Below are 24,157 nucleotides of genomic sequence, written 5' to 3' on the forward strand. Positions count from 1 at the left end.
CTGCATGAACATGCTCGATCGTCGCCACTTTCTCTCGCTGCTCGGTGCCGCAGGAGTCTCCGCCGCTCTGCCGAAGGCCACCTTTGCCGCTCCCGCTATCGAGCCGTTCACCTTCCTCTTCATTACCGATACCCACCTGCAGCCGGAGCTTGACGCCGCCAAAGGCACGGACATGGCGTTCAAGAAGGCGCGCGGCATCAAGGCCGACTTCGCCATCCAGGGCGGCGACCATGTCTTCGATTCGCTGGGCGTCTCCAAAGCCAAAGCCTCGTCCCTCTACGATCTCTACGGTAAAACCGAGCAGGATCTCGGCATGAAGCTCCACCACACCATCGGGAACCACGACGTCCTCGGCGTTTACCCAGCCAGCGGCATGGCCCCCACAGACCCGCTCTACGGCAAGAAGCTGTTCGAAGAGCGCTTCGGCAAGACATACTACAGCTTCGACCACAAAGGCGTTCACTTCGTCGTGCTCGACTCCATCGGCATCACGAAGGATCGCGCCTACGAGGGCCGCGTAGACGAGGACCAGTTGTTATGGCTCTCGAAGGATTTGAACGCACTTCCCGCAGGCACACCAATCATCGTGTCCGTCCACATCCCGCTGGTCACGGCGTTTCTCTCGTATGTGCCCGAGGTCCCGGTAGCCCCGAACGCTCCCCCAACCGCCACACACCACGGCCTGAGCGTCGCCAATTCAAGTGACGTCATCGACCTCTTCGCCGCGCACAACGTCATCGGCGTGCTGCAAGGCCACACCCACATCAACGAGCGCGTCGAGTGGCGCGGCGTTCCCTACATCACCAGTGGCGCAGTCTGCGGAAACTGGTGGCACGGCACACGCATGGGCACGCCAGAGGGCTTCACCGTGGCATCCGTAGCCAACGGACGGCTGACCACGCGCTACGAGACCTACGGCTTCCAGACAGTAGCCCCGCAGAATACCTGAGGCCTCGATGGCAACGTCTGCGGGAGCCTGGAAGAAATCACTTGACCTGCGTATGCGCTGAGGTATGCTGATGCCACTTGCGAACGGTGCATTCCGTGGGCCTGGCACTCGTCCGACGCAAATCCCAGCAGCACAAGGAACTTCCATGAGTGACCCGATCCCACCACAGCAGCCCTACACCCCGCCCTACACGAACACGCCCTACACCGACATCCCGAACGCTGGCCCCGCCGGGTACCCTCCACCACAGGGATACGCTCCACAGGGTGGGTACCCGCCGCCCGCCGGTTACCCTCCGGCGGCCGCATCCTCAGGCCTTTCGACCAATAGCGCCGCCGCACTGGCGTACGTCACCATCATCCCGGCGATCGTCTTCCTCGTCCTCGAGCCCTACAACAAGATTCCGCTGGTACGCTTCCACGCAATCCAGTGCCTGGCGCTCACAGCAGTATGGGTCGGCCTGCAGATCTGCCTCACGATTCTCGCTATCATCCTGCACGTCATTCCGCTCATCGGCATGCTCATCGGCCTCGTCCACCTCGCAGTCGGTCTCGCCATGTTCATTGGCTGGCTCGCTTGCATCATCAAGGCGAGCAAGGGCGAGTGGTTCAAGCTGCCAGTGATCGGCGACTTCGCACTCAAGCAGGCCCAGAGCTAGGCTCTCTTCAGAGACACGAACGCACGGGTGCCCCATCTCCCGATTTTGGGAGGTGGGAATGTACCAAGCTCCCTGCAGCCCTTGCTTTCCGTCATTTCCGAAGGGACCCTGCGTCCGCCTTGCGCTTCACAGCCTTCCGCCGATGCTTCGTCTTCTTCGGAGCGAACCGCTCCAGCCGACCCTCCATCACCGCAACGGCCTCCGCGCTTTCATCCACAAGGATGAAGGCGCGGTCGTTCTTCGCCGCTGCCTCCCCCGTCGTCCCGCTCCCCGCAAAAAAGTCGAGAACCGTCTCCCCCGGGTGCGAGTGGACGCGAACAATACGCTGCAGAATGCCCAGCGGCTTCTGCGTCGCGTAGCCGGTCTTCTCCTTGCCCGTAGGCGAAACGATCGTGTGCCACCAGACATCCGTCGGCGTTTTACCCCGCTTCGCCTTCACGGGACCAACCAGGCCCGGAGCCATATACGGAATGCGGTCCGTACCGTGGAGATTGAAGGTATAGTTCTCCGGCTGCCGCGTATACCAGAGGATATTGTCGTGCTTGGCCGGCCAGCGCTTCGTAGAGCGAGCCCCATAGTCATACGCCCAGATAATCTCGTTCTGGAAGCAGTCGCGACCGAAGATCTCATCCAGCATCACCTTGCAGTAATGCACCTCACGATAGTCGATATGAAAGAACAAACTACCGGTCGCCGAGAGAACCCGGTGAGCCTCGACAAGGCGCGGCCGAAGGAAGCCAAGGAAGTCGTCGAAGGCATCTATATACCCGGCACCGGAGATCTCGCTGCGTTCCGTCCGATACCGGTGGCCGCCAAAGCCAGTGCGATCCCCCGCTTCATCCCGAATCGTCTTGATCGCGGGACGCACCTGCCGCCGACCGGTGTTGAACGGCGGATCGACATAGATCAGTGGGATGGACGCGGTCGGCAGGTCCCGCAGCACGGCGAGATTGTCACCATGGATGATCCGATTCATAGGCGCGGCACAACGTTCGCCGCCCGCAATAGAGCTTGAGGATGCATGCCAGCAATCATCGCACTCCTCTTGGCTCGGTGAGACGTGTATTGTGAATCTCGGAGCAACTTGAGCACTATGCCAGCAGGTCAAATGTTTCCGGGTTTCAACTTCGCCATGCTTTCGAGTGTAGGCCGCGTCCGCAGCGGCAACGAGGACTACTGTGCAGCGGTCCCAGACCGAGGCCTCTTCATCGTCTGCGATGGCATGGGCGGCGCGGCAGCAGGTGAGGTCGCCAGCGAACTGGCAGCCAACACCTTTCTCACGCAGATGCAGGCAGCCCTCCCCATCCCGGATACAACCGAGCACCTCCTGAACTCGTCCGTCCAGGCGGCGAACAAAGCCGTGCATGAGCACGCGTCCGCGAGTCCGGGCATGAAGGGTATGGGCACGACCCTGGTAGCCCTTCAATTGGAACCCGCAGCAGAAGGGAAGCCGAGAACGCTCTGGCTCGCGCACGTAGGGGATAGCCGGTGCTACCGCCTCCGTGCCGGAGACCTAACCCCCATGACGCTCGATCACTCCCTCGTTCAGGAGCAGATGACCGCAGGCCAGCTCACGCCGGAGCAAGCGGAGCGGTCCCCGATGCGCAACATCATCACCCGCGCCATCGGCTCAGGCCCCCGCGTCGAGCCCGAGGTACAGGAGCTGACCCCCGAGACCGGCGACCTCTACCTTCTCGGCTCAGACGGCCTTACCCGGGACCTCTCAGACGAAGATCTCGCTGATCACCTCACCACCGCCGACGCTACTCTCGAGAGCATGTGCCAGTCCCTGATCGACGCAGCAAACGCCGCAGGCGGCGGAGACAACATCACCGTCCTCCTCCTCCGCATCGAGGCCTAGACACTCCGTCTGCCGCGTTCGCCGTTGCTGACCATGCCCGCTATGGCAAACGAACATCCGCTCATCGCGAGCGCCACCAGCAGGCTTGTCCATTCGTCACTGTTACGGTGTGCTGCGGCGACGCGCGGTCCGTGGAGCATCACAACCCACAGTAGAAACATCGCTCCCAACGAGGTCGCCGCCCACCCTGCATAGACTTTGCTGGCGATTGCAAGAGCCGCAGCCAGAAACGCGATCCCGACGAAATAGGCCCAGAAGAGATGAGCAGGCATCCAGGCTGGTATAAGCCCGGCGACAAAGGGGCCATAGAGGAGGTGCTGTACACCAAAAACCGCGAGCGACATCGCGAACAGAGATCGTCCCAAGTAAAGCAGCAGTGTCCACTTCCTCGCGCCCCCAGGGCGACAGAGCGACTGGGCGAGCACACATCCGGTGCCTGCGATGGCAAAGAGTTCGAAGGCCCCGGTCCACGGATCCGGAGCACGCGGACTGGCAACGATCTTCGGCAGGTAGTAAGCGACGCCTCGCGCAAACGGCACCAGTGCCAGCAGAAGTGCCGCAGCACAGGATTGCCTTCCAGTCACCAGTCCCGCAGCAGCAACAATCAGAAGGATTCCGGCCACAGCAGCGAGGAGGTGATTCTCAGGCACCCACGGCGGCCCAAGTCCCGAACCAGTCTTGGCGTAGAGCAGGTGCTGCACGCCGAACGCAGCGATAGCAAGGGAGAGCAGAAGACGACCGAGTGTAGTGAGATGTCTCATAGCCATCGGTGGAAGAGCGCTTGATTGCTGATCTTTGTATCACGTTGCTCTACCAGCTGGGAATGGGACGCAAGCTAACTGGTACACTTCGGCTTCTTGAGGACCTATGACTGAAAGCATCTCCAGTATGAATTCCATCGGCGTCGTCGGCGCTGGCACCATGGGCAACGGAATCGCCCACGTATGCGCACGCGCAGGCTTCCACGTCGTCCTGGTAGACGTGGCGCAACCGGCTTTGGACCGAGGCCTCGCCGCTATCGAGAAGAATCTGTCCCGCGAAGTCACCAAAGAAAAGCTGACAAGCAAAGAGGCCGCAGCCACGCTCGGGCACATCGAGCCAACCATCGAGCGTAGCCAACTGGCCGGATGTGATCTCGTGATCGAAGCCGCCACCGAGCGCTTTGCCGTAAAAGCAGAGCTGTTCAAGGAACTCGACAGCCTCCTGCGTCCAAAGGCAATCCTCGCCAGCAACACCAGCTCCATCTCCATCACGAAGCTCGCCGCCCAGACCCAGCGCCCCACCCAGGTCATCGGCATGCACTTCTTCAACCCCGTGCCGGTCATGGGGCTGGTCGAGGTCATCCGCGGCCTCCAGACCTCCCAGGCGACCTTCGACGCAGTCCGCGAACTCAGCACGCAGCTAGGCAAGACCCCGGTAGAGGTCAACGACGCCGCAGGCTTCGTCTCAAACCGCGTCCTCATGCCCCTCATCAACGAGGCCATCTTCGTCGTCATGGAGGGCGTCGCCACAGCCGAGGCAGTCGACACCGTCTTCAAGCTCGGCATGGCTCACCCCATGGGCCCGCTCACCCTGGCGGACTTCATCGGCCTCGACGTCTGCCTCGACATCATGCGGGTGCTGGTCGATGGCCTCGGCGATCCCAAATATCGGCCCTGCCCCCTCCTCATCCGGATGGTCGATGCCGGCTGGCTCGGGCGCAAATCGGGCAAAGGGTTTTACACTTACGAGTGAGGGACTGAACCCATGCCGCAAGAGCTTTACTTTGAAGATTTTTATGTTGGCCAGAAGTTCCACTCCGCTGGCACCGCCACCGTCTCCACCGAAGAGATCAAGGAGTTTGGCCAGAAGTACGATCCGCAGCCCTTCCATCTCGACGAAGCCGCCGGTGAAGGCTCCTTCTTCAAGGGCCTTGCCGCCTCGGGCTGGCTCACGGCCGCCATCGTCATGCGCCTGCGCGTGCAATCCATCAAGGTCTTCGGCGGCATGATCGGCGCAGGCGTTGAAGAGATGCGCTGGACCGAGCCCGTCCGTCCCGGCGACACCCTCCGCACCGAGATCGAGGTCGTCGGCGTCCGCCACTCCAGCTCCCGTAAGGACTACGGCATCGTCCGCACCCGCACCCTCGCCTTCAACCAGCGCGACCAGATCGTCATGCGCTCCACCGTCAACTTCCTCGCCCCCGTCCGCTCCAAGGTCTAAACCATGACGCCCGAGGATGTAGATCTCCTGCAGCGAAGCGTCGACCGCGTCGTCGCTATCGAGTTGACCACCGGCGAGCAGTTCTTCGCCGAGGTGGTCATCGTGGTCGACGAACCCCCAACCCCCGACGTCTTCGTCATCCGTGTCCTGCGCGAGCCCGACGGTGTCTTCGTATCCGCCACAGAGGATGAGTCCGGCGAGTCGATCCTCTTCTCCGCCATCAGCCGCGTAGCTCCAATCCCTGGAGTCGACTACCCAGCACTCGCCTAGTTCCGAACACCGTTTTCAAGGAACGACTTCTGGGGACCGCCATAGGATCCCTTCCCAGAAGCCGGCCGTAGTGATTCATCCGGGGTTATGGCATCGCCGGTCGCTCATAAGTAGTCAGCCCAAACAAGCACAAGCTCCCCCTTGCAGCCATTTGTGTATGGTGTTGACAGGCCATGAGTCAGCAAGACGCACGCATCCAACCCAAACAGCACTTCGAAATTCTTGACGGCCTGCGCGGCGTTGCGGCCATGATAGTCGTCATCTTTCACATGTGCGAGGCATGGAACGGCGGCGATCACGCCAGGCAGATCGTCAACCATGGCTACCTGGCAGTCGACTTCTTTTTCATCCTCTCGGGCTTTGTCGTCGCCTACGCGTACGACGACCGCTGGCACCCGACAAACGGCCAGCCACGCATGACGGTATGGGATTTCTTCAAGCGCCGCCTCATCCGCCTTCAACCCATGGTCGTCATGGGCACCGTCCTTGGTGCGCTGCTCTTTTACCCGGGCGCCAGCGCCAAAGTCTTTCCGCTTATCGCAGGCACCTCGGTGTCCAGGCTCCTTCTCATCGCACTCATCGGCTGCACGCTGATTCCGATACCCGTATCCATGGACATTCGCGGCTGGCAGGAGATGCATCCGCTGGACAGTGCGGCCTGGTCGCTTATCTTCGAATACATCGCAAACATCGGCTACGCGCTCGGACTGCGCAAGGTATCCAATCGTGTGCTCCTGGTGCTTACGGCGCTCTCCGCAGCCTTGCTCACGCACTATCTTGTCACCACGCCACGCGGCGACATCACGGGTGGCTGGACGCTTAACGCGATCGAACTCAAAATCGGTTTTGTGCGGCTGTTCTACCCATTCATGGCCGGCATGCTTCTGCAACGTCTGCACAAGCGCATCCGCGTCCGCAACGCTTTCCTATGGTGCAGCCTGCTGCTTGTCCTCACCTTCGTCCTGCCGCGCTTTGGCACGCCGGCCACGCTCTGGAAGAACGGTCTGTATGAGGCGCTGGTCGTCATTCTCGTGTACCCGGTCATCGTGGCCATGGGTGCGGGCGAGCAGATCACCGGACGCGCAATCACCCGCCTGTGCCGTTTCTCAGGTGCAGTTTCCTACCCGCTCTACATCACGCACTACGCTCTTATCTACATCTACACAGCCTGGGTGGCCGACGGAAAGTTCACCCCGGCGCAGGGCGTGGCGTGGGGTGCGGCTTTGTTCTTTACCGCCATCGCCATCGCGTATGCCTGCCTCAAGCTCTACGACGAGCCGGTACGCCGTTGGCTGAACCGCCGCTTCCTGGTCACTGGCACCACGACACCGTAGTTCTCTTGCCCAATGCAATCAATCTCTCGAAAAGTCATGGTTTTGAGACCGTTCGCGGGACTCCGTCATGTCCTCAAGGGATCGATCCATACAGCGTGGAAAGGACTAGCGCGCGTCTTCCCTGCACCAGCAATACCGAAGTCACGTGCTAAACCAGCTCACTGAAATGCGCGCAGGCTCCAGCAAGCACCTGACTTGATCCCCACTGTGAACCTGCTAGCGCACCCAGAATCCAGACGGCAAAGCAGCCTCAAGATGGATCACTTCTCCACTGATAGGGTGCTGAAATCTCAAAAATTGAGCGTGCAGCAAATATCCACCATCGCCCGGTAGACCGGGGAGATGGTCGAGAGGCTGCCCCGTCAGGCCGTACAGCGGATCACCTGCCAACGGGTGGCCGATCGATGCCAGATGGATTCTGATCTGATGAGGTCGGCCCGAGTGCAGACTCACCTCAAACGTTGTGGTGCTTGCGGTGCGTGAGATCACCTTCGCCGATGACCTTGACGGCTTGCCGCCCGGGTTGGCGGCCCATACGGAACCGATGAGCGGGTGGGGTACAAGGCCGATCGGCGTGAGAATTTCGTAGCTGTCGAACTGCGCAACGCCCTGGGCCAGCGCCCGGTAGGTCTTTTCAACTTTGGGTGTGTTCCAGTCTGCGGTCAGTTGAGCGGCTGCCTGCGGTGTCCTGGCGAAGAGGACGATGCCGGTAGTGGCTCGGCCCAGCCGGTGGACAGGATTTGCATTGGGGTATTGCGCTTGCACCAGCCGCAGGAGCGTGTTCTCCAGGAAGCCGCCGCCGGGCAGGGTGGGCAGCCCGCCAGGTTTGTTGACGGCCAGCAGATGCGGGTCATCAAACAGCACTTCGAAGTGCTGAGGAGCCTCTGGTTCCACCCACGGTGGACGGTTCCACACAAGACTCTGGCCCAGCCCGAGCAATTCGCTTCCGCTAGCGATGACGCCGTCGAGGGCGACCTCCCCATGGTCCAGCTTCGCTTGCCAGGCCTCAAGGCTGGAGTGGGGATAAAGGCTTGCCAGATGGCAGAGCAGGGTTCGTCCACAATCGTTGCTGCTGATACGTGTCGTATAGGCGTAGCCCCGGTTGAGCATCTGGTTTCAAGTCTAAGCCAGGCCATCTGTGGCAGATGCCCCGTCTTCCGTGGATCATTCTGAATTTGCTGAATGATTAAGCTCTCATGGAGCGAAGTCATCATCCGATGGAGCTCATTCCCACCAGGCCCGCATGTGCGACGGAGTATCGGCGGATGCACTGGTTCTAGCGGGCTAGCTGAAACGCTACCCGCATATTGATAACCTGAAGCACCAGCAAGCATTCGCCAGTCTCATCCAACAGCAAAACAAGCAGAAATCGCATGCCGAGAACGAACACGGTGGCGCAAGCTCAGACGACCTGCCATGAACGGCAACGACCGGGCACACTTCTCACTCGCTGCCGCCAGATGGCATGGTGGGGAAGTGTGCGCCGATCATTTGCTTTGCACCTGGCCTAGCGTCCAGGTTGTTGAGCTCCGTCGGACGGTGTTGTCTCGCCGCGCTGAGTCGGGTTCAGAGGCAGATTAACAATGGAGAGCGGCTGTTTCAACACTCCAACCGTATGCCAAGCATCGCTAACCGCCTTTTTCTCGGGGCTTGTCGATCCATACAGCCGCCCTGCGTTAAGAACGGTCAGATTTGCAAAGCTTGCGAAGTTGGCCTGCGGCTTGAGCCTTGGGTCGGTGAGGGTGTCGTACCAGACCTGCCCGGCCTTCAACCACGAAAAGCCACCGATGGCGCTGGCGGCGAGGAAGAAAGCGCGGTTTGGGATGCCCGAATTGGTGTGGACGCCACCGCTGTCGGATGCGGTATGGACGTAGTGAGCCATGTCAGCCGGTTGATCGTCCTTGCCTAGCATCGGATCGTCATACGCCGTTCCAGGAGCCTTCATGGAGCGAAGCGCAACCCCTTGGATGCTTTTTGCCAGAAGACCTGCGCCAATTAGCCAATCCGCCTGGTCGGCAGTCTGATTTAGAACAAATTGCTTGACGCAGGATCCGAAAACGTCCGAGATTGACTCATTCAACGCGCCGGACTGGCCCAGATAGATGAGATTTGCCTCGCTGCCCGTAACCCCATGCGTCAACTCGTGTCCAATCACGTCGACCGAGCCGGTAAAGCTGTTGAAGAGGACTCCGTCTCCATCGCCGAAGATCATCTCCTGCCCGTTCCAGAATGCGTTGTCATACTTCGAGCCATAATGCACCGTAGCGTTGAGCCGAAGGCCTGCATTATCGATCGAATTACGCTGATAGGACTTGTAGTAGAAGTCGAACGTGTTTCCTAGCCCGTCGTATGCCTGGTTTACGGACACATCCGCGACTGCAGCCTGACCCTCGCTGCGAACCATCGTTCCGGGCAGCGTCTGTGTGTGGTTCGTGTCGTAGATTGTTCTCTGTTTCTGGGGTGGTGTCGCGGTAATGGACTCGTGAGCTACCTTGTTTCCACCAAGTAACGCGAACTGAGTACGGCTCGCTCGAAGACTCTGGTCAACCGAGAGCGTCTCTAGAACAGCATCACGCTGTTCCTGGGTGCCTCGCTTGGCGACATTGATCAGAATGTTGGGGGGAAGAATGCAATAGATGGAACGACGGCGATTCGAACTGCACATGAGTTGCCTCCTGACTGGCCCCAAGAACGTGCAACAAAATCGAGGACAATATAGCATCGCCCTACTCGCCGTCTACATAAATTATTTAGGAACACTGGCAAGGCGGTGCTCCCAGATTCTCTGCGTCTCTCGCTGTACCCAATCGGATAATCCTTGCGTCTGCGCTGAAGGCGGAATGGAATGCGTCTCGCCGTCTTCCATCGTGACGGAAACATCGTATTGGAAGCCGTCTCGAACCGGGCTGTGCCCAGGTTGGTTGCTGCCTTGCCCAGGCACCCTGGTGACGAGATCCTCGACTTGCTTTGCCTCAGCGACGGCAAGGTCACGGCGATAGTCGCTCCCTGGTGCCGAGACATGCACTCCGTGTGCATCGGTGTGGATCACTCCCGAAACATTCGTTGCCCTGCCGACGAACCCTCCAGTGCGAGTAAAAGAGATCTCCATAACGCGCTCCTTGCGATGCTCAGGAATGGATGCAGGCTTTTCACCCTGCAAGATCTTGGTTGAGCTCTCCGCCCGCATCATCCGAACGCTGGCTAACGCAGAAACCAGGCAGGCTGTGAGTATAAGCACGGGCCCACCATAGCTCAAGAGCAGCCTTCGTGTCTGTCGAAGACAAAGCCCAGCACCGTTCATGGCTTCTCCGTCCCGGTCATTTTAGAACGGAACATGCCCTTCAGGGCGCTCGGAGATTCTCCGCCTCGAGGATGATTCCTGTCGAACATCTGCATTTGTCAGGACACCTTGAGCAGCTTGCTGTAGCTGTATCAGGCCCCTGGATATCGTGCGCAATCGATCAAAGCCAGTACCAAGAGCTCTACGCGGAACGTGGGTCGCTGACCTATCGAGAGCACGCAACCGATTACCACTGTGGGCTGTATCGTAGAGGGCGTCACCGGTGTTCACAAGCGCGAGTCCGCGCACGATCCCTAATCGGTAACAATTGGCAATCTTTACGATCCACATGGCTTGCCTCAGCTCCAGTCTATGAGTTGGCCGCCATAAATCCGCCATGTTCCCGCAAAGTCGGTGTTTTCGGCAATGTCGACGTTTTCAGCAGCCCGCTCGAACGAACTTGCCGAAAACGCCGTTTTGCGGGAGTCTCAGAAGAAGCGTCTATGCTTGGTGCAATGAACACAGCACTTTATCGCAACCCGCTCCTGTTAAGAGTCTGCATCTGCCTCATCAGCCTTGCTCTAGCGGTCACGCCCTGTCTCGCCCAAGGCGACCCATGGCAGTCGCTCAGGCTGCTGAAACGAGGTCTAGGCTTCGTCTTCATTGGACAGGACCAAACTTGCCGGTATGGTGAACTCCAGGAAGTTACAGATACAAACATCTCGATCAAAACGGCTCAAAGTAGCGTGGTGATTCCGAAGTCGGATTTATTACGGGTCCGATCTGGGTTTGGTGGCCGTCCAGTCGCGAACGATAATCCCAATATGCCGCTCTTCACCCTCTATAGCGGCAGAAGCTCATGGGCTGATCTCTTAGCCTTTGCCCCCTTCGAATCAAAAGGGCATCCCTACTCCACGGTCACTTTCTCACTGAAGACAAAGGATGGCGGACTGCATAAAGGCTTTCTAAGCAAGGTGACGGCAGAAGAAATCACGCTTACTGACAAAGTTGGAAGTGCTACTACCTTTCCCAAGGGACAGGTAGACTACGTCGACTACATCCGAGAAAAACCGCTTAGCGATAAGCAGGAGTTCTATTGGGAAGAACTCGGTATGGGAATGATTTTCGATCCGCAACTTTACCCACGTATGTTTCACTTGGGAGACATCATGCCGGTGACCTTATACAGATCAACACTCGTCGAAGAAGATTCCCCAGTCGTGTGCAAATGAATTGTCTCGCTCCCGCAAAGTCGGTGTTTGCGGCAACTTCGGTCGTTCTTGCCGAAAACGCCGTTTTCCGACAGCAGAATTTTTGCCGTCTAGGATTGTTCGTGCAGGCAAACATATGAGCGACCGGAACGAACAAACATACAGAGTTCGCCTTTTCGATGAAGACGGCTTGCCGTGGACGTCACGCGTGCAGTGGGGGATGCTCCTCTTCTGGCTTGCTATCATAGGGTTCGTTCTTGCTCCCATCGTTGGGATCTACCTGGGCATTTGGCTCATCTCCAAAGGCAAATCAGCCCTTTCCCTTGTTCTGTACATAGTTCTTACAAGTGTGTGGGTTGCGGTCTTCCTGCTACCGGGTGGAACGCACCGGATCCTATCGTCCGTCGAGCTGGCGCTCGAAGTGTCGTCTTCAGTTCTATGGCTTGCTGGTGCATATGCCCTCAGACTGCAAGTCATGCGCTACTACTCGGATCAAGAGGGTATTCCATTCCCGCTTAGTCCGGTGCTCACGGCGCTCTTCGGACCTTGGTACGTTAGCGGTCACCTTAGGGCAACTTTTCCCCTCGACGGCACGGGCCGAGCTGGAACGGGAATTATGAAACTCGATACATGGTCAGCGAAAGCTGAACTTAAGCCCTGACTGCCGCAAAGTCGGGGTTTTCGGCAATTACGCCTTTTTCTGACACATTGGCCTACGAGTTAGCCATTTGTGATACACTTAGGTTAGTAGGAAATATCACAAGCTCGGCTACCCAGCCGGGCTTGTTGCGTTTAACCCAGCACCCCAACCAGAGCAACCACGGGAGATCATCTTGTCCGAAGCCAAAAAGTCCTACCAGTGCCGCCACATCTTTACCGACGGCCACCAGTGCGGCAGCCCCGCCCTCCGCACCCAGAAGCTCTGCTTTTACCACCACGCCAGCCGCCAGCCAGCAGCCCACAAGACCGTCCACGGCATCACCTTCATCGCCCTGCCCGCGCCCGACGACTTCCACGCCATCCAGCGCGGTTTATCCGAAGTCTTGCGCTTACTCGCCTCGAACGGCATCGACGACCGCCACGCCACCGCCCTCATCAAGGGACTCTCGGTTTGCAGCGCCAACCTCGCCCGCGCCGCCCGTCACGCCAGGTCCATGCCCGCCGCCACCGAACTCGTCCAGGACTTCGTACAAGACCCCCTCCTCGGCGTCCTCGCTCCCGGTCCAGAACCAGAAGCCTCCATCGAAGACCCCATCCCCGACTACACCCCCGTCGTCACCCCACGCCCCACCGTCGAATACACCACCACCCACGAAGCCATCGCCCTGGCCAACGCCCAATGGGACGCAGCCCAAAAGACTCTCGCCAGAGACCGAGCCGACCACAAACAAGTCCAGACCTATCCCACCCCGAATCAAGACTTTGGACCTCAGAAAAAAATAATCCCGGCCAGCATCACAGTCTACGAAACGCCAAAAGAACTAGCCATCGCCTAGGCACCTGCACTTCTTTTCTGTCATTCCCGCAAGCAACCTGCGTGAGCACACCGGGAACGAGACGTGGCTGGCAACGCTCTTTGTTTTGTTTTCTGCACCACGACACGGTAGCGTAGAGGAGACGATGTCCTTCACTGAGCCACAAGGCGAAATTCTTCCCCCCATCGGCGGGGCCGTGCAGGTGCCGGACTACGCACCAGCAGAATCGCGCGCCCAACAGCAGACCCGTGCCGAGAAGAGCAGCTTCAATCCGATGGCCTCGCCCGCAACCTACGTTCTGGTCGCCGTCAACTGCGCAGTGTTCCTATGGATGCTCCTCCACGGCGTCTCCATCAGCAATCCCACCCCAGGCCAGTTGCTCCACTTCGGCGCGAACAACACCCAACTCGTGCTGAGCGGAGAGTGGTACAGGCTCCTGACCGCAACCTTCGTGCACATAGGCTTCATCCATCTGGCGACCAACATGTGGTGCCTCTGGAACCTCGGCCTCCTCGGCGAACCCCTGCTGGGAGCATGGGGCCTGGTAGCCACCTACATGGTCACAGGAGTAGCCGGAAACCTGTTGAGCATGGGCCTGAATGTAGCCATGGGCGAAGACTCCATCGGCGCAGGAGCCTCCGGAGCTGTCTTCGGAATCGCCGGAATTCTCATCGTTCTGCTAAGCAACAAGCGCCTGCCCATCCCATGGACGGAACTGAAGCGACTGCGCAGATCGGTCATCCAGTTCGCCGTCCTCAACCTGATCATCGGCGGCGCAACGATCTTTACCAACATCATCCGGATCGACAACTCGGCGCATGTAGGGGGCTTCGTGTCAGGGCTGGTGCTTGGACTACCGCTGGTGCCGCAGATGACAGCAGGCCGTGCGCGCTACCTCTCAAGGCAGAAGGTCGTCTTCGCAGGAGCAGCCTTTTTGCTAGCCCTCCTAGGCTACGGAATCTACCGCTTCCGCTAACTTAGCTCATCGTCGTAGAAGCGAACTTGCGGACCATCGCCAGCAGCAGCCGACGGTCACTTTCGCTAAGATTCGCAGAGTAGCGCTGAACCTGGGTCAGAAAACGGATCTCTTCAGCATTCAGGTTCAGGCCAAAGACCTCCTTGGTGGAAGGCGTGTTTCCGTCAGCAAAGAACTCAGCCAGCTGAAGGTCAAGCGCCCCGGCGATCTTCTTCAGCGTGTCCAGCGAAGGAACGGTGTGGCCGTTTTCCACGCGCGAGAGGTAGCAGCGGAGCAGTCCCGTTCGCTTCTCGATGTCGCCCTGCGACATGCCCTTCTGCTGCCGAAAGCCGCGGATGGTCGTGCCGATATTCATAGAGACTGACTCTTGCGCCGTTGCGGTGGTCGGGAATGTTTGCATGTCAGCCATTAGCCACAAGCTAACGAGCCACAACGCCACACGCAAGCGCTAACTTGGAAACCAACACGATTCTCGTACCTTGGAAGATTCCCCATAGGTCCGGGGTTGTCCTAACCCATGTACATTCCACCGTTTACGTCGAGGGTGTGGCCAGTGATGTAGCTGGCCTCCTCCGATGCCAGAAAGGCAACGGCGTGGGCAATGTCAGCCTCAGTGCCAGCGCGAGCGAGGGGGATGATCGACATCATGGCGGAGGTCTGCTGCTCGTTCAGAATGCCGGTCATAGCTGTCTCGACAAAGCCCGGAGCCACGGCATTGACGGTGATCGTCCGACTGGCAAGCTCGCGGGCGAGAGCTTTGGTGAGGCCAATCAGTCCAGCCTTCGAGGCAGCGTAGTTGGCCTGCCCAGCCTGACCAGTCTCGCCAACGACAGAGGTAATGTTGATGATGCGGCCCCAGCGGGCCTTGACCATAGAAGACATGACAGCCTGAGACATGAGGAAGGCACCGGTCAGATTGGTGGTGAGCACGTCGTCCCAGTCCTTCTTTTTCATTCGCATCGCCAGAATGTCGCGGGTGATCCCAGCGTTGTTGACGAGGATGCCAACGCTGCCATGAGCCGCAATCACGGCCTTGACCGTCTCCTTGATGGAGTCCTCGCTCGCGACGTCCAAAGCATAGGTCTGGGCGGCTCCCCCGGCTGCTTGAATCTCGGCGGCTACTTCGGCAAGCTTATCCAGATTGCGCGCGGCGAGGGCTACGGTGGCGCCGGCTTTGGCGAGTTCGAGGGCGCAGGCACGGCCGATGCCTTGCGATGCTCCGGTGACGAGTGCGATGCGGCCTTCTAATCTGCTCATTGCGACGATTATACGAAGTTACGGAGCGGGAGCGGCATCCGGGCGAAGCGACCAGATGTAGACCTCAAGCTTGCGGGCGAAGTGGAGAATAGGTGGGCAGTCGGGCAGGGTGATGTCGTGGGCTGTTGGGAGGGTGTTGACGGAGATCTCGGCTTCGGCAGCTTCAAGCGGCCATGGCAGGTGATGGATGTGGCCGACGAGGGTGCGGCTGCCGGAGGTGGTGAAGAGGCAGTAGCGCTCGGTGAGGAAGCTGGCGAGGGTGCCAGGAAGACTGGGAGTAACGATGCCAGAGCCCTTGTACTCGGCCTTGAAGCGGGCGGGCTTGCGGGTAAGTTCTCGGGTACTTTCGTAAAGGACGGTGCCGTCTTCGCGGGGCTTGGAGTGCATTTTTGCCCAGAAGTAGGGGAGATGAAAGAGGGTGCGGGCACCGATGACGGCGAGCAGGCTGGCGGCGTCGAGCGAGAAGAAGTAGACGCCCGGGAGGCCGGTGGTGCGGGAGCGGACGTAGGTGCGGAGGTTGAGTTCTGGGAAGCTGCTGGTGCCGGGGGTGGTAAAAGCGAGATCGCCCATGGCCCGCGTGCGGACGCGATCCATGTAGAAGGGGACGACACCGATCCAGGCGTGGCCGTCGAAGGTGTCGGGCTCGAGGCTTACGGGGAGGTGCGGGGCTAGCTGGGCGACGGGGATGGGCCAGTGGGCGAAGAGGAGATTGTTCCAGCGTTGGGCTAGGCGCCATTGGCCGGAAGGAAGGGGGTACGGGCGGTGGGCGAGGGTGGAGAGAATGTCCGGCACTGATGGTTGGATGCTGTGGGAAACAGGGCCGAAATTCTGGTGGCTTATTCTGTTGAGTACATGCTTGAGAACGAGACGATTCCTACTGTGGCGGCAACACCGGTTCCGGCGAGTGAGACGGATGTGTACGCGATCCATGGGGCTGACCCCGAGGTGCTGGCGTATGCGATGGCGAAGTATTCGCGGTCGTCGCTGTCGATGAAAGAGTCGCTGGCAGAGATTAGTTCGCAACGGGCTGAGCAGTTTCTGAATACGTTCTACTTTCAGTATGGGCATCGGTCGATTGCGGATCTGGCGCATATTCCGTTTGCCATTGAGCGGTTGAGTCTGCTGGCGGCAATCTGCCTGGTCGACGAGCAGCGCTGGGATGGCCAGGAACGGTCGACACGCTATCAGAATTTTCGGAGATCGGGATGGTTTACTCCGACGCTGGGAGCGGCGGAGACGGTGCGGTTTACGGCAGCCGTCGAGGCGCTGTTTGCCGGGTATGACCGGGTGGGCGCGGGGATGTTGGAGGCTCTGAAAGCGACGATCCCGCAGCCGGAGTCGATGAAGGCAGATGCGTATGAGCGGACGCTCAAAGCGCGGGCGTTCGATGTGGCGCGGTATCTACTGCCGCTGGCGACGAATACCTCGCTGGGGCAGATTGTGAATGCGCGAACGCTGGAGACACAGGTGTCGCGGCTACTGACGAGTGAGTTCGCGGAGATACGGTCGCTGGGCGAAAAGTTGAAGGCGGCTGCCGCTGGCGAGGCATGGAATGTTCACCATGGCGACGCCGAGGTGTTGCGGGAAGAGATCTGCTCGTACGATGCGGACTGTGGGGCACGTGCGGCAGAGATGCTGCTGCGGCCAGTGAAGGCTGCTCCGACGTTGGTGAAGTATGCGGCGGCGAACGAGTATCAGGCGCAGAGCCGCGCAGCGTTGACGCAGGCTGCGGCGGAATTGATGGCAAGGGCGGTAATTCTGCCTGCTCCGGTCGTTGACCTGGTGGATGGCAATGAGTCGCTTGAGATTGAGTTGGCGACCTCGCTGCTCTATCCACATTGCCACTACTCATACAGACAGCTTCGCGAAAGTGTAGCGGCGCTGACTGAGGGGCAGCGCGCGGAGATCGTGCGGCTGGGGATGAGCCAGCGAGGGCGGCACGATGAGTTGCTGCGGAGCTTCAGTGCGGGGCAGGGCATCAAGTTTGACATTCTGATGGATATTGGCGGGTTCCGCGATATGCATCGGCATCGGCGATGTGTGCAGTTGCTGCAAGGGTATACGGATGCGCATGGGTTTGAATCGCCTGAGTGTCCGGGACAGCCTGGGCTGGAAGCGGCGGGACTTGAGGCGACGTACGAAGCGGCGATGGATGCGAGCTTTGTGGCATATCGGGAGCTTCGGGATTGCGGGGTGGCGGAGGCGGCGCAGTCGGCTCAGTATGTGCTGCCACTGGGGACACGTTGCCGGTCGATGTTCAAGATGGACTTTGCTGAGGCGCTCTATATCTCGGAGCTGCGGACGGGTGCGGGTGGGCATTTCAGCTACCGGCGGGTGGCGCATTTGATGTATCAGGCCGTGGCAGCGCGGCACCCATCACTAGCCGCGTATTTTCGGGTTGAAGATGTGAACGAACCGGTGGATCTGCTTCGACGGTGATTCGCTTTTTCTTTGCCTTTTCCCAATTTGGTGCTAGAGTTGACGAGACTAGAGGAGAACTAACGACGTGGCTGATGAGCGTGGCAAGGCAATAGAAGCGGCAATGGCGCAGTTGGAGAAGCAATTCGGCAAGGGCTCCATTATGCGTTTGGGATCGAAAGAGGCCATTGTGCCGATCTCGGTAATCTCAACGGGATCGATCTCGTTTGACGCCGCGCTTGGAGTTGGAGGCGTGCCGCGTGGGCGCGTGATCGAGATCTTCGGGCCTGAGTCCTCTGGAAAGACGACGATTACGCTTCAAATTATTGCAGAGGCGCAGAAGGCTGGTGGACTAGCGGCCTTCGTCGATGCGGAGCATGCACTCGATCCGCAGTATGCAAAGAAGCTCGGAGTGGATGTTGACAACCTGCTGGTGTCGCAGCCGGATTATGGCGAGCAGGCGTTGGAGATTGTTGAGGCGCTGGTGCGGTCGGGCGCGATCGACGTGCTGGTAGTGGACTCGGTTGCGGCACTGGTTCCGAAGGCGGAACTGGATGGCGAGATGGGCGATTCGCACATGGGCTTGCAAGCCAGGTTGATGAGCCAGGCGTTGCGGAAGCTGACGGGAACTGTATCCAAGTCGAGAACCTGCTTGATCTTTATCAACCAGATTCGCGACAAGATTGGTGTGATGTTCGGCAATCCTGAGACGACGACTGGTGGCAAGGCGTTGAAGTTCTACTCGTCGATGCGTATTGATATTCGCCGCATTGGCGCGGTCAAAGAAGGCGACGTTGTAGTCGGCTCGCGGACCAAGGTAAAGATTGTGAAGAACAAGGTCGCGGCGCCCTTCCGCGATGCCGAGTTCGACATTCTATATGGCGAAGGTATCTCCCGCGAAGGTGATGTGCTTGATCTCGCGGTGGTGAACAACATCGTCGATAAGAGTGGCGCATGGTATTCGTACCAGGGTGAGCGGATCGGGCAGGGCCGTGAGAACGTCAGAAACTTCCTGAAGGAGAATAAAGAGATCTTTGGGCGGATCGACGTGGAGTTGCGTAAGAAACTTGGGATCGGCGCATCCAGTGTGCCGGTCGCTGATGTTCCGGCGGTACCTGCGAATGGCCCCGTCGTGGCGCAAGAGGCAGTCAAGGCAGGTAGAAAGTAATTCGTACTACGAAGTATAAGTTGCAGTTACATTCTGGGTGGATGTAGCTGCAACTAGTCGTCAAGGGTGCACTTTTAGAGTGGGCCTTTGACGTCGTATTTTGTTGAGCCTGTATCATTCCTCCTGAATGCATACCGTTAAGGCAATCTATCCCGGCACGTTCGACCCGCTGACGAATGGACATCTGGACCTGATAGCGCGTGGGGCCAAGATCGTCGACGAATTGGTGGTTGCGATTCTCAGAAACACGGAAAAGGGTGAGCCGCTATTCACAGTGGAGGAGCGGCGAGAGATGATCTTCGAGGCTACCCGCGAGTTCGACAACGTGTCCGTAACAACCTTCGACGGATTGTTGGTTGATTTCGCCCGCCAGCAGGGAGCGAAGGCAGTTCTGCGGGGCATTCGGGCGATCTCGGACTATGAGTACGAGTTCCAGATGGCGATGATGAACCGGAAGCTGAATCCTGAAATCGAGACGCTGTTCATGATGCCTGCAGAGAAGTACACGTATGTGAGCTCTCGGCTGATTAAGGGTGTGTTTCGGTTGGGCGGAGATGTGACGGCGCTGGTGCCGCCGCTGGTGATGGAGCGGCTACGGGCCAAGGGAAGTCTGCCGGCAGAATAAGGTGCGCCGCGGATCTTGATGGAGGAACGCGGACACAAGATCGTCTCAGCATTTAATTCCAGATGCGGGAACTTTCTCCAATGGGCCGCGTATGGGTCTCCTATGGATATTGCAAAGGAGTAGCTTCTTTGCGATATCCAAAGGAGTGAGCATGGCGACGGATAAATCGGAAGTTTTACAGGGAACGCTGGATCTGATGATCCTCAAGACGCTGCAGGCGCTGGGCCCGCTGCATGGGTTTGGCATTGCGAGGCGTCTTGAGCAGTTGAGCGAAGACGTGCTGACGTTGAACGAGGGCACAGTCTATACATCGCTCCTGCGGCTGCAGCAGAAGAACTGGATTGCTGGGGAGTGGGGCGTCTCCGAGAACAATCGCCGGGCGCGCTTTTACAGCATCACGCGGCGCGGCCTCAAGCAGCTCGCGGTTGAGACCGAAAACTGGGAGCGCATCGCCGCCGTGATTGGCCGTGTGCTGGCGCTTGAGGCGAAGGCTTAGCCATGATTGATCGCGCACTTACTCTCGTAGCTAAGTGTAAGGCTCTCTTTGTGCAGAGGCGTTCTGAAGATGCCTTCGACGAAGAGATAGGAATGCATCTCGAGATGCTCAAGGAAAAGCTCGAGCATGAGGGCATGAGCGCCCAGCAGGCGACACGCGCGGCACGTCGACAGTTTGGCAACACAACACTTCTGCAGCAGCGACAGAGAGAATCGAGGACGACTATGTTCTTTGCCAATGTGGGGCGGGACCTGCGGTATGGTGTGCGGCAGCTGGCGAAGACGCCAGTGTTTACCGCTGTTTGCGTCCTGACGCTGGCGCTGGGTGTGGGAGCGAACACGGCAGTCTTCAGCGTGATGCATGCTGTTCTGCTGAAGATGTTGCCGGTGCAGAATGCGTCCCATCTCTTCTATGTGCACACGACGGGCTGGCCGGATGGGGCCTCGCAGACAGGCCAGGGGGCCACCTCTTTTGCGTATCCGTTCTATCGCGCACTCCGCGAGCAGAGTGGACTGCAGGACGTGATGGCGTTTATTCCCATGTCGGCCAGCGGGAAGGCTCCTGTGCGGGTGGGCACAGTGCCGGAGGAGGCTGCTGGGGATATGGTGAGCGGCAACTACTTCAGTGGGCTCGGTGTCGGCACGGTGCTGGGTCGCGGCTTTCTCCAGAAGGATGAGGACGACCATACTGCCGTTGTCGTGATCAGCGAGAGCTTCTGGGCTACGCACTTTGGACGTAGCCGCGATGTCCTCGGAAAGACGCTTTATATCAAGTCGGTTCCGTTCACGATTGTGGGGGTTGCGGCGAGGGGCTTTGAAGGTACCGAGGGGAGGTTGCCGCTGGAGTTCTGGATACCTCTGCAGAGCAGGCCGGAGTTCAATGCATGGGGCTCGCCAGTGAAGCGTGGAACGTACCTGACCCGGCAAAACTTCTGGTGCATGAAGCTGATGGTCCGCACGGCTGCCGGTCTCAGCCGTGGACAGGCGCTTGCGATGGCGCAGGGAATCTTCGAGCGGGCAGCGTATATCGGCGTTGCGCCAAAGCGTGCAGGAGATAAGCCGAATGAGCTTTCTTTCAACGAAGCCAAGCAGTTTGACGCGCAGGATGACTCCTTTGCGCGAGCGTTGAAGCTGCTGATGGCAATGGTCGGACTGGTGCTTCTGATCGCTATCAGCAACGTGGTGATGTTGCTGACGGCTCGCAATGCGGGCAGGCAGAGGGAGTTCAGCGTACGGCTTGCATTGGGCGCGGGGCGCAAGGAGTTAGCTCGACAGTTACTGACCGAGAGCGTCCTGCTTGTAACACTGGGGGGAATAGTTGCCTGGGGGTTTGCCCTGGGAGCGACGCGAGCCCTGGGATCGTGGGCCCAGATTCACTCTAACTTGCAACCGGACGGGGCGGTGTTGGGGTTCACCTTGACGGTGCTCCTTCTGCTGGCGCTGATGTTTGGGTTGGCTCCGTTGCGATCCGCGATGTCGAGCGGGCCGGAGATGGTGCTGCGCAACTCGGCGACGGCCTCCCAGGCGAGCTCTCACAAGGTGCGCGCTGGGAATGTGGTGATCGTCACGCAGATCGCCATGTGCCTGGTTTTGCTGGTAGGCGCGGGATTGCTCCTTGGTACGCTGCGGAATCTTTTGAAGACACCGCTTGGGCAGAAGCCAGAGGGCTTGCTGGTCTTTGGCATCCATTCGGAACGGGCGCATGGTAAGGAGGAGAGCATCGCTTTTTTTGTGGCCTTGCAGCAGAGGCTGCGCACCATCCCCGGTGTGGAAAGCGTGTCGATGGTGGACAATCGGCCTGGCTCAGGATGGTCCAGCAACAACAGCGGCTTACTGGTGGACGGTCACAAGCCCAACGGAATCGAGCCCGAGCAGGCAGGCTATCGAGGAAATATCGTAGGCGCGGACTATTTCCGCACCATGGGCATCCAGATACTGCAGGGACGGGATTTCTCCGATGCGGATTCCGCGTCCGCCACGAAGGTCCTGATCGTGAATGAAACCTTCGCGAAGAAGTATGTCGGCACATTGAATGCTGTAGGCCACGTTATGAGCGACCCAAAGGGTGTTGATCAGGACATCATCGTGGGTGTCATAGCAGACCACAAGTACACCAGCATCACCGAAGAGGCGATGCCGATGCTATGGACCGTGTTCACGCAGGGCGGCGCCGTGAGTCAGGAGAATGTTGAGATGCGGGTGCAGGGCGACCCCTTGGCAATGTTGCCGACGGTGCGTAAGGTGGTGGCCCAGATTGACCCGGATATCCCTCTGCTGGAGCCGATGACCCAGAGCGCGGTGTTCGCAGATTCGATCTCACAGCAGGCGCTCTTTGCGCGCCTGGCAGGCTGCTTCGGCGTGCTGGCTGTGGTGCTGATCGCGACCGGTTTGTATGGAACGCTGGCTTATCGCGTTAGTAAGAGGACGGCGGAGATTGGTGTGCGCATGGCACTCGGCGCCCAACGTCCGCAGATGGTGTGGATGGTGCTCCGTGGAAGTTTGCTGCTGTGTGCGGCTGGTGTGTTGGCTGGTGTGCCGCTTGCTATGGCTGCGGGTAAGGTGCTGGAAAGTTCCTTGTATGGGATGAAGTCTCTTGATCTGACGAGTTATCTGAGTGCGATTGCGGGTGTTGGTGTGGTGGCTCTTCTGGCGAGTGCAGTGCCTGCGGGACGGGCGGCGAGCATTGATCCGCTGAGTGCGTTGCGGGCAGACTAGTTGCAACTGGGGCGTGAGCGAAGGCTTAACACCGATCCGTGCGGATGACATCGATTAGGAGCAGATGCAGTTTTCTATAGGAGACAGAAGAAGGCAATGGTGTGTCAGGGGGCGGGTTGGGTGATCCATTGGCTGGATTGGCACCAGCTGGTTTCGATCTCGGGGATACTGAGGAGGCCGTGGCCCTGCTTGCAGAGGAGCTCGGTGCCGTTCCACTCGAGGAGGTTGTGGGAGGGTCGGCCTACGCGGGCTGGGGTAGCGAGGGCATGAAGGCACTGCTTGCAGCGCTGCTCCTGATCGTGGAAGGCCCAGCGCATGCCGACGAGGGCGAGGAGAACGAAGGTGAGGATCTGGAGAAGGTCGGCGGTGGTGGGCAGAGCAGCGCGAAGGGAGTGGCAGATGTCGGCGCTGAGGAGGAAGGTAAGCGTGAGAATAAGGGCGGTCTTGGCGAGGAAGAAGAGCTGGCGTTTGATCCAGTAGAGCTTTCGGCCGATTGAGCCCTGTTCGAGGTGGCGGCGGGAGGCGGTCGCGAAGGTAACGAAGACGACGAGCGGAGCTCCAATGAGAGATCGCTTGAGTTGGTCGGTGAAGTAAAGGCTGAGCGGGTGCCAGCTTCCGGTGACGAGCACGGCAATGATGGTCGAGAACAGGCAGAGGCCGAGCAGGGAAGCGAGGCAGAGGACGGGTGTGCCGCTGAAGGTGCGTCGCCAGCTATCCGTGCGGAGCCACAGCGCGTCGCGGGTAAGGCCGATGGAGAGGTCAGTGGTGAAGGCAACGGTTGGCTTCCTGCGACTGCCGTGATGCATGTGCCAGAGTTCGGCCTCCCAGGTGCGGCACCACTCGTCGCGCTCGTCAGTGGGGACGATCGTTGCGACGGTGCGAAGGAGGGTGCGATCGAAGGTCGGGAGGGGTGACGGAAGCAGGGGGCTCATGAGTGCTTCTCCGTGACGAGGCGGGCGAGGAGAGGATATCGTTCGGTGACGGCGAGGGTAGCGGCCTTCCCTTCGCGGGTGATCTCATAGTAGCGCCGGGCGGGGCGTTTCTTGGCGGTGGCTTCCTCTTCGGGCTCCCATTTGGAGGCGACGAGTTCATCGCGCTCAAGCCGGCGGAGGGCGGGATAGACGGTGCCGCTGGGCAGGCCAGTGACATCCATGACGTCAAGGCCGAAGCAGTAGCCGAGGCTGAGCGCTTTGAGGATGAGGGCCGCGCTGTGGGAGAGACGATAGTTGCTCATGCTATGTAGTATGCTATCACTAGTAGAAT

The 24,157-nt window shown here is 59.3% G+C and carries 26 protein-coding genes; 16 read left to right on the forward strand and 10 right to left on the reverse strand.

Features of this window, described 5'->3' with window-relative positions:
* The first annotated feature begins 10 nt into the window (after positions 1 to 10).
* Positions 11 to 949: a metallophosphoesterase family protein gene (locus tag OHL20_RS13645; RefSeq protein WP_263383727.1), complete on the forward strand. Its 939-nt coding sequence runs from the start codon at positions 11 to 13 to the stop codon at positions 947 to 949.
* Between the two features lie 145 nt (positions 950 to 1,094).
* Complete coding sequence (locus OHL20_RS13650) at positions 1,095 to 1,607, forward strand: DUF4870 domain-containing protein (protein ID WP_263383728.1); 513 nt, start codon at positions 1,095 to 1,097, stop codon at positions 1,605 to 1,607.
* A 91-nt stretch (positions 1,608 to 1,698) separates the two neighbouring features.
* Here the strand turns inward: OHL20_RS13650 and OHL20_RS13655 are convergent, their stop codons facing one another.
* Entirely contained in the window at positions 1,699 to 2,583 is an 885-nt protein-coding gene (locus OHL20_RS13655; protein WP_263383729.1) for a DNA-methyltransferase, read from the reverse strand.
* A gap of 132 nt (positions 2,584 to 2,715) precedes the next feature.
* On the opposite strand from OHL20_RS13655, the gene OHL20_RS13660 reads away from it, so the two are divergent.
* Positions 2,716 to 3,468 (forward strand): Stp1/IreP family PP2C-type Ser/Thr phosphatase, encoded by a 753-nt coding sequence (locus tag OHL20_RS13660; protein WP_263383730.1) that lies wholly within the window; start codon positions 2,716 to 2,718, stop codon positions 3,466 to 3,468.
* On the opposite strand, the gene OHL20_RS13665 is transcribed toward OHL20_RS13660, so the two are convergent.
* On the reverse strand, positions 3,465 to 4,229 hold the full coding sequence (locus OHL20_RS13665; protein ID WP_263383731.1) for a hypothetical protein: 765 nt from the start codon (positions 4,227 to 4,229) through the stop codon (positions 3,465 to 3,467). The genes OHL20_RS13660 and OHL20_RS13665 overlap by 4 nt on opposite strands.
* Positions 4,230 to 4,335: 106 nt before the next feature.
* On the opposite strand from OHL20_RS13665, the gene OHL20_RS13670 reads away from it, so the two are divergent.
* The 4 genes from OHL20_RS13670 (at position 4,336) to OHL20_RS13685 (ending at position 7,274) form a co-directional block, all read left to right on the forward strand.
* Complete coding sequence (locus OHL20_RS13670; RefSeq protein WP_263383732.1) at positions 4,336 to 5,202, forward strand: 3-hydroxybutyryl-CoA dehydrogenase; 867 nt, start codon at positions 4,336 to 4,338, stop codon at positions 5,200 to 5,202.
* Between the two features lie 12 nt (positions 5,203 to 5,214).
* A complete protein-coding gene (locus OHL20_RS13675) occupies positions 5,215 to 5,670 on the forward strand; it encodes a MaoC family dehydratase (RefSeq protein WP_263383733.1) in 456 nt (151 codons plus the stop codon).
* Positions 5,671 to 5,673: 3 nt separating this feature from the next.
* The gene (locus OHL20_RS13680) at positions 5,674 to 5,940 is read left to right on the forward strand and encodes a hypothetical protein (RefSeq protein WP_263383734.1); all 267 of its coding nucleotides are present in this window, start codon (positions 5,674 to 5,676) and stop codon (positions 5,938 to 5,940) included.
* A 173-nt stretch (positions 5,941 to 6,113) separates the two neighbouring features.
* Positions 6,114 to 7,274, forward strand: coding sequence for an acyltransferase family protein (locus tag OHL20_RS13685; protein ID WP_263383735.1), 1,161 nt, complete (start codon positions 6,114 to 6,116; stop codon positions 7,272 to 7,274).
* Positions 7,275 to 7,490: 216 nt separating this feature from the next.
* On the opposite strand, the gene OHL20_RS13690 is transcribed toward OHL20_RS13685, so the two are convergent.
* The 3 genes from OHL20_RS13690 to OHL20_RS13700 all read right to left on the reverse strand — a co-directional run bounded on the left by OHL20_RS13690 (position 7,491) and on the right by OHL20_RS13700 (position 10,383).
* Positions 7,491 to 8,384: an RluA family pseudouridine synthase gene (locus OHL20_RS13690; protein ID WP_263383736.1), complete on the reverse strand. Its 894-nt coding sequence runs from the start codon at positions 8,382 to 8,384 to the stop codon at positions 7,491 to 7,493.
* Positions 8,385 to 8,781: 397 nt separating this feature from the next.
* Entirely contained in the window at positions 8,782 to 9,939 is a 1,158-nt protein-coding gene (locus OHL20_RS13695; RefSeq protein WP_263383737.1) for a M4 family metallopeptidase, read from the reverse strand.
* A gap of 81 nt (positions 9,940 to 10,020) precedes the next feature.
* The gene (locus tag OHL20_RS13700) at positions 10,021 to 10,383 is read right to left on the reverse strand and encodes a protealysin inhibitor emfourin (protein ID WP_263383738.1); all 363 of its coding nucleotides are present in this window, start codon (positions 10,381 to 10,383) and stop codon (positions 10,021 to 10,023) included.
* Positions 10,384 to 11,057: 674 nt separating this feature from the next.
* On the opposite strand from OHL20_RS13700, the gene OHL20_RS13705 reads away from it, so the two are divergent.
* The 4 genes from OHL20_RS13705 (at position 11,058) to OHL20_RS13720 (ending at position 14,216) form a co-directional block, all read left to right on the forward strand.
* Positions 11,058 to 11,786 (forward strand): hypothetical protein, encoded by a 729-nt coding sequence (locus tag OHL20_RS13705; RefSeq protein WP_263383739.1) that lies wholly within the window; start codon positions 11,058 to 11,060, stop codon positions 11,784 to 11,786.
* A gap of 115 nt (positions 11,787 to 11,901) precedes the next feature.
* On the forward strand, positions 11,902 to 12,426 hold the full coding sequence (locus OHL20_RS13710; protein WP_263383740.1) for a hypothetical protein: 525 nt from the start codon (positions 11,902 to 11,904) through the stop codon (positions 12,424 to 12,426).
* A gap of 172 nt (positions 12,427 to 12,598) precedes the next feature.
* Entirely contained in the window at positions 12,599 to 13,261 is a 663-nt protein-coding gene (locus tag OHL20_RS13715; protein ID WP_263383741.1) for a hypothetical protein, read from the forward strand.
* Between the two features lie 124 nt (positions 13,262 to 13,385).
* On the forward strand, positions 13,386 to 14,216 hold the full coding sequence (locus OHL20_RS13720; RefSeq protein ID WP_263383742.1) for a rhomboid family intramembrane serine protease: 831 nt from the start codon (positions 13,386 to 13,388) through the stop codon (positions 14,214 to 14,216).
* Between the two features lies 1 nt (position 14,217).
* Here OHL20_RS13720 and OHL20_RS13725 read toward each other — a convergent pair whose 3' ends face one another.
* The 3 genes from OHL20_RS13725 to OHL20_RS13735 form a co-directional block, all read right to left on the reverse strand.
* Positions 14,218 to 14,571 (reverse strand): helix-turn-helix domain-containing protein, encoded by a 354-nt coding sequence (locus OHL20_RS13725; protein ID WP_263383743.1) that lies wholly within the window; start codon positions 14,569 to 14,571, stop codon positions 14,218 to 14,220.
* Positions 14,572 to 14,726: 155 nt separating this feature from the next.
* Complete coding sequence (gene fabG / locus OHL20_RS13730; protein WP_263383744.1) at positions 14,727 to 15,473, reverse strand: 3-oxoacyl-[acyl-carrier-protein] reductase; 747 nt, start codon at positions 15,471 to 15,473, stop codon at positions 14,727 to 14,729.
* A gap of 18 nt (positions 15,474 to 15,491) precedes the next feature.
* Positions 15,492 to 16,265, reverse strand: a complete 774-nt coding sequence (locus OHL20_RS13735) for a YqjF family protein (RefSeq protein ID WP_263383745.1) — start codon at positions 16,263 to 16,265, stop codon at positions 15,492 to 15,494.
* Positions 16,266 to 16,325: 60 nt separating this feature from the next.
* Between OHL20_RS13735 and OHL20_RS13740 the strand changes: the two genes are divergently transcribed.
* From OHL20_RS13740 to OHL20_RS13760, 5 genes are all read left to right on the forward strand, one after another.
* Entirely contained in the window at positions 16,326 to 17,912 is a 1,587-nt protein-coding gene (locus OHL20_RS13740; RefSeq protein WP_263385015.1) for an FAD-dependent thymidylate synthase, read from the forward strand.
* Positions 17,913 to 17,979: 67 nt separating this feature from the next.
* Positions 17,980 to 19,059: a recombinase RecA gene (gene recA / locus OHL20_RS13745; protein WP_263383746.1), complete on the forward strand. Its 1,080-nt coding sequence runs from the start codon at positions 17,980 to 17,982 to the stop codon at positions 19,057 to 19,059.
* A 127-nt stretch (positions 19,060 to 19,186) separates the two neighbouring features.
* Complete coding sequence (gene coaD / locus OHL20_RS13750) at positions 19,187 to 19,684, forward strand: pantetheine-phosphate adenylyltransferase (RefSeq protein ID WP_263383747.1); 498 nt, start codon at positions 19,187 to 19,189, stop codon at positions 19,682 to 19,684.
* Positions 19,685 to 19,835: 151 nt separating this feature from the next.
* Positions 19,836 to 20,180: a PadR family transcriptional regulator gene (locus tag OHL20_RS13755; protein WP_263383748.1), complete on the forward strand. Its 345-nt coding sequence runs from the start codon at positions 19,836 to 19,838 to the stop codon at positions 20,178 to 20,180.
* A 2-nt stretch (positions 20,181 to 20,182) separates the two neighbouring features.
* Positions 20,183 to 22,894 (forward strand): ABC transporter permease, encoded by a 2,712-nt coding sequence (locus tag OHL20_RS13760; RefSeq protein WP_263383749.1) that lies wholly within the window; start codon positions 20,183 to 20,185, stop codon positions 22,892 to 22,894.
* A gap of 104 nt (positions 22,895 to 22,998) precedes the next feature.
* Here the strand turns inward: OHL20_RS13760 and OHL20_RS13765 are convergent, their stop codons facing one another.
* Together OHL20_RS13765 and OHL20_RS13770 are read right to left on the reverse strand one after the other, a co-directional pair.
* Positions 22,999 to 23,826, reverse strand: a complete 828-nt coding sequence (locus OHL20_RS13765; protein ID WP_263383750.1) for a hypothetical protein — start codon at positions 23,824 to 23,826, stop codon at positions 22,999 to 23,001.
* On the reverse strand, positions 23,823 to 24,128 hold the full coding sequence (locus OHL20_RS13770) for a PadR family transcriptional regulator (protein ID WP_263383751.1): 306 nt from the start codon (positions 24,126 to 24,128) through the stop codon (positions 23,823 to 23,825). Before OHL20_RS13770 ends, OHL20_RS13765 begins: the two co-directional genes overlap by 4 nt.
* Positions 24,129 to 24,157: the final 29 nt, after the last annotated feature.

Origin of the sequence: Granulicella arctica (assembly GCF_025685605.1) — a bacterium.
In the GTDB taxonomy this organism is placed as follows: domain Bacteria; phylum Acidobacteriota; class Terriglobia; order Terriglobales; family Acidobacteriaceae; genus Edaphobacter; species Edaphobacter arcticus.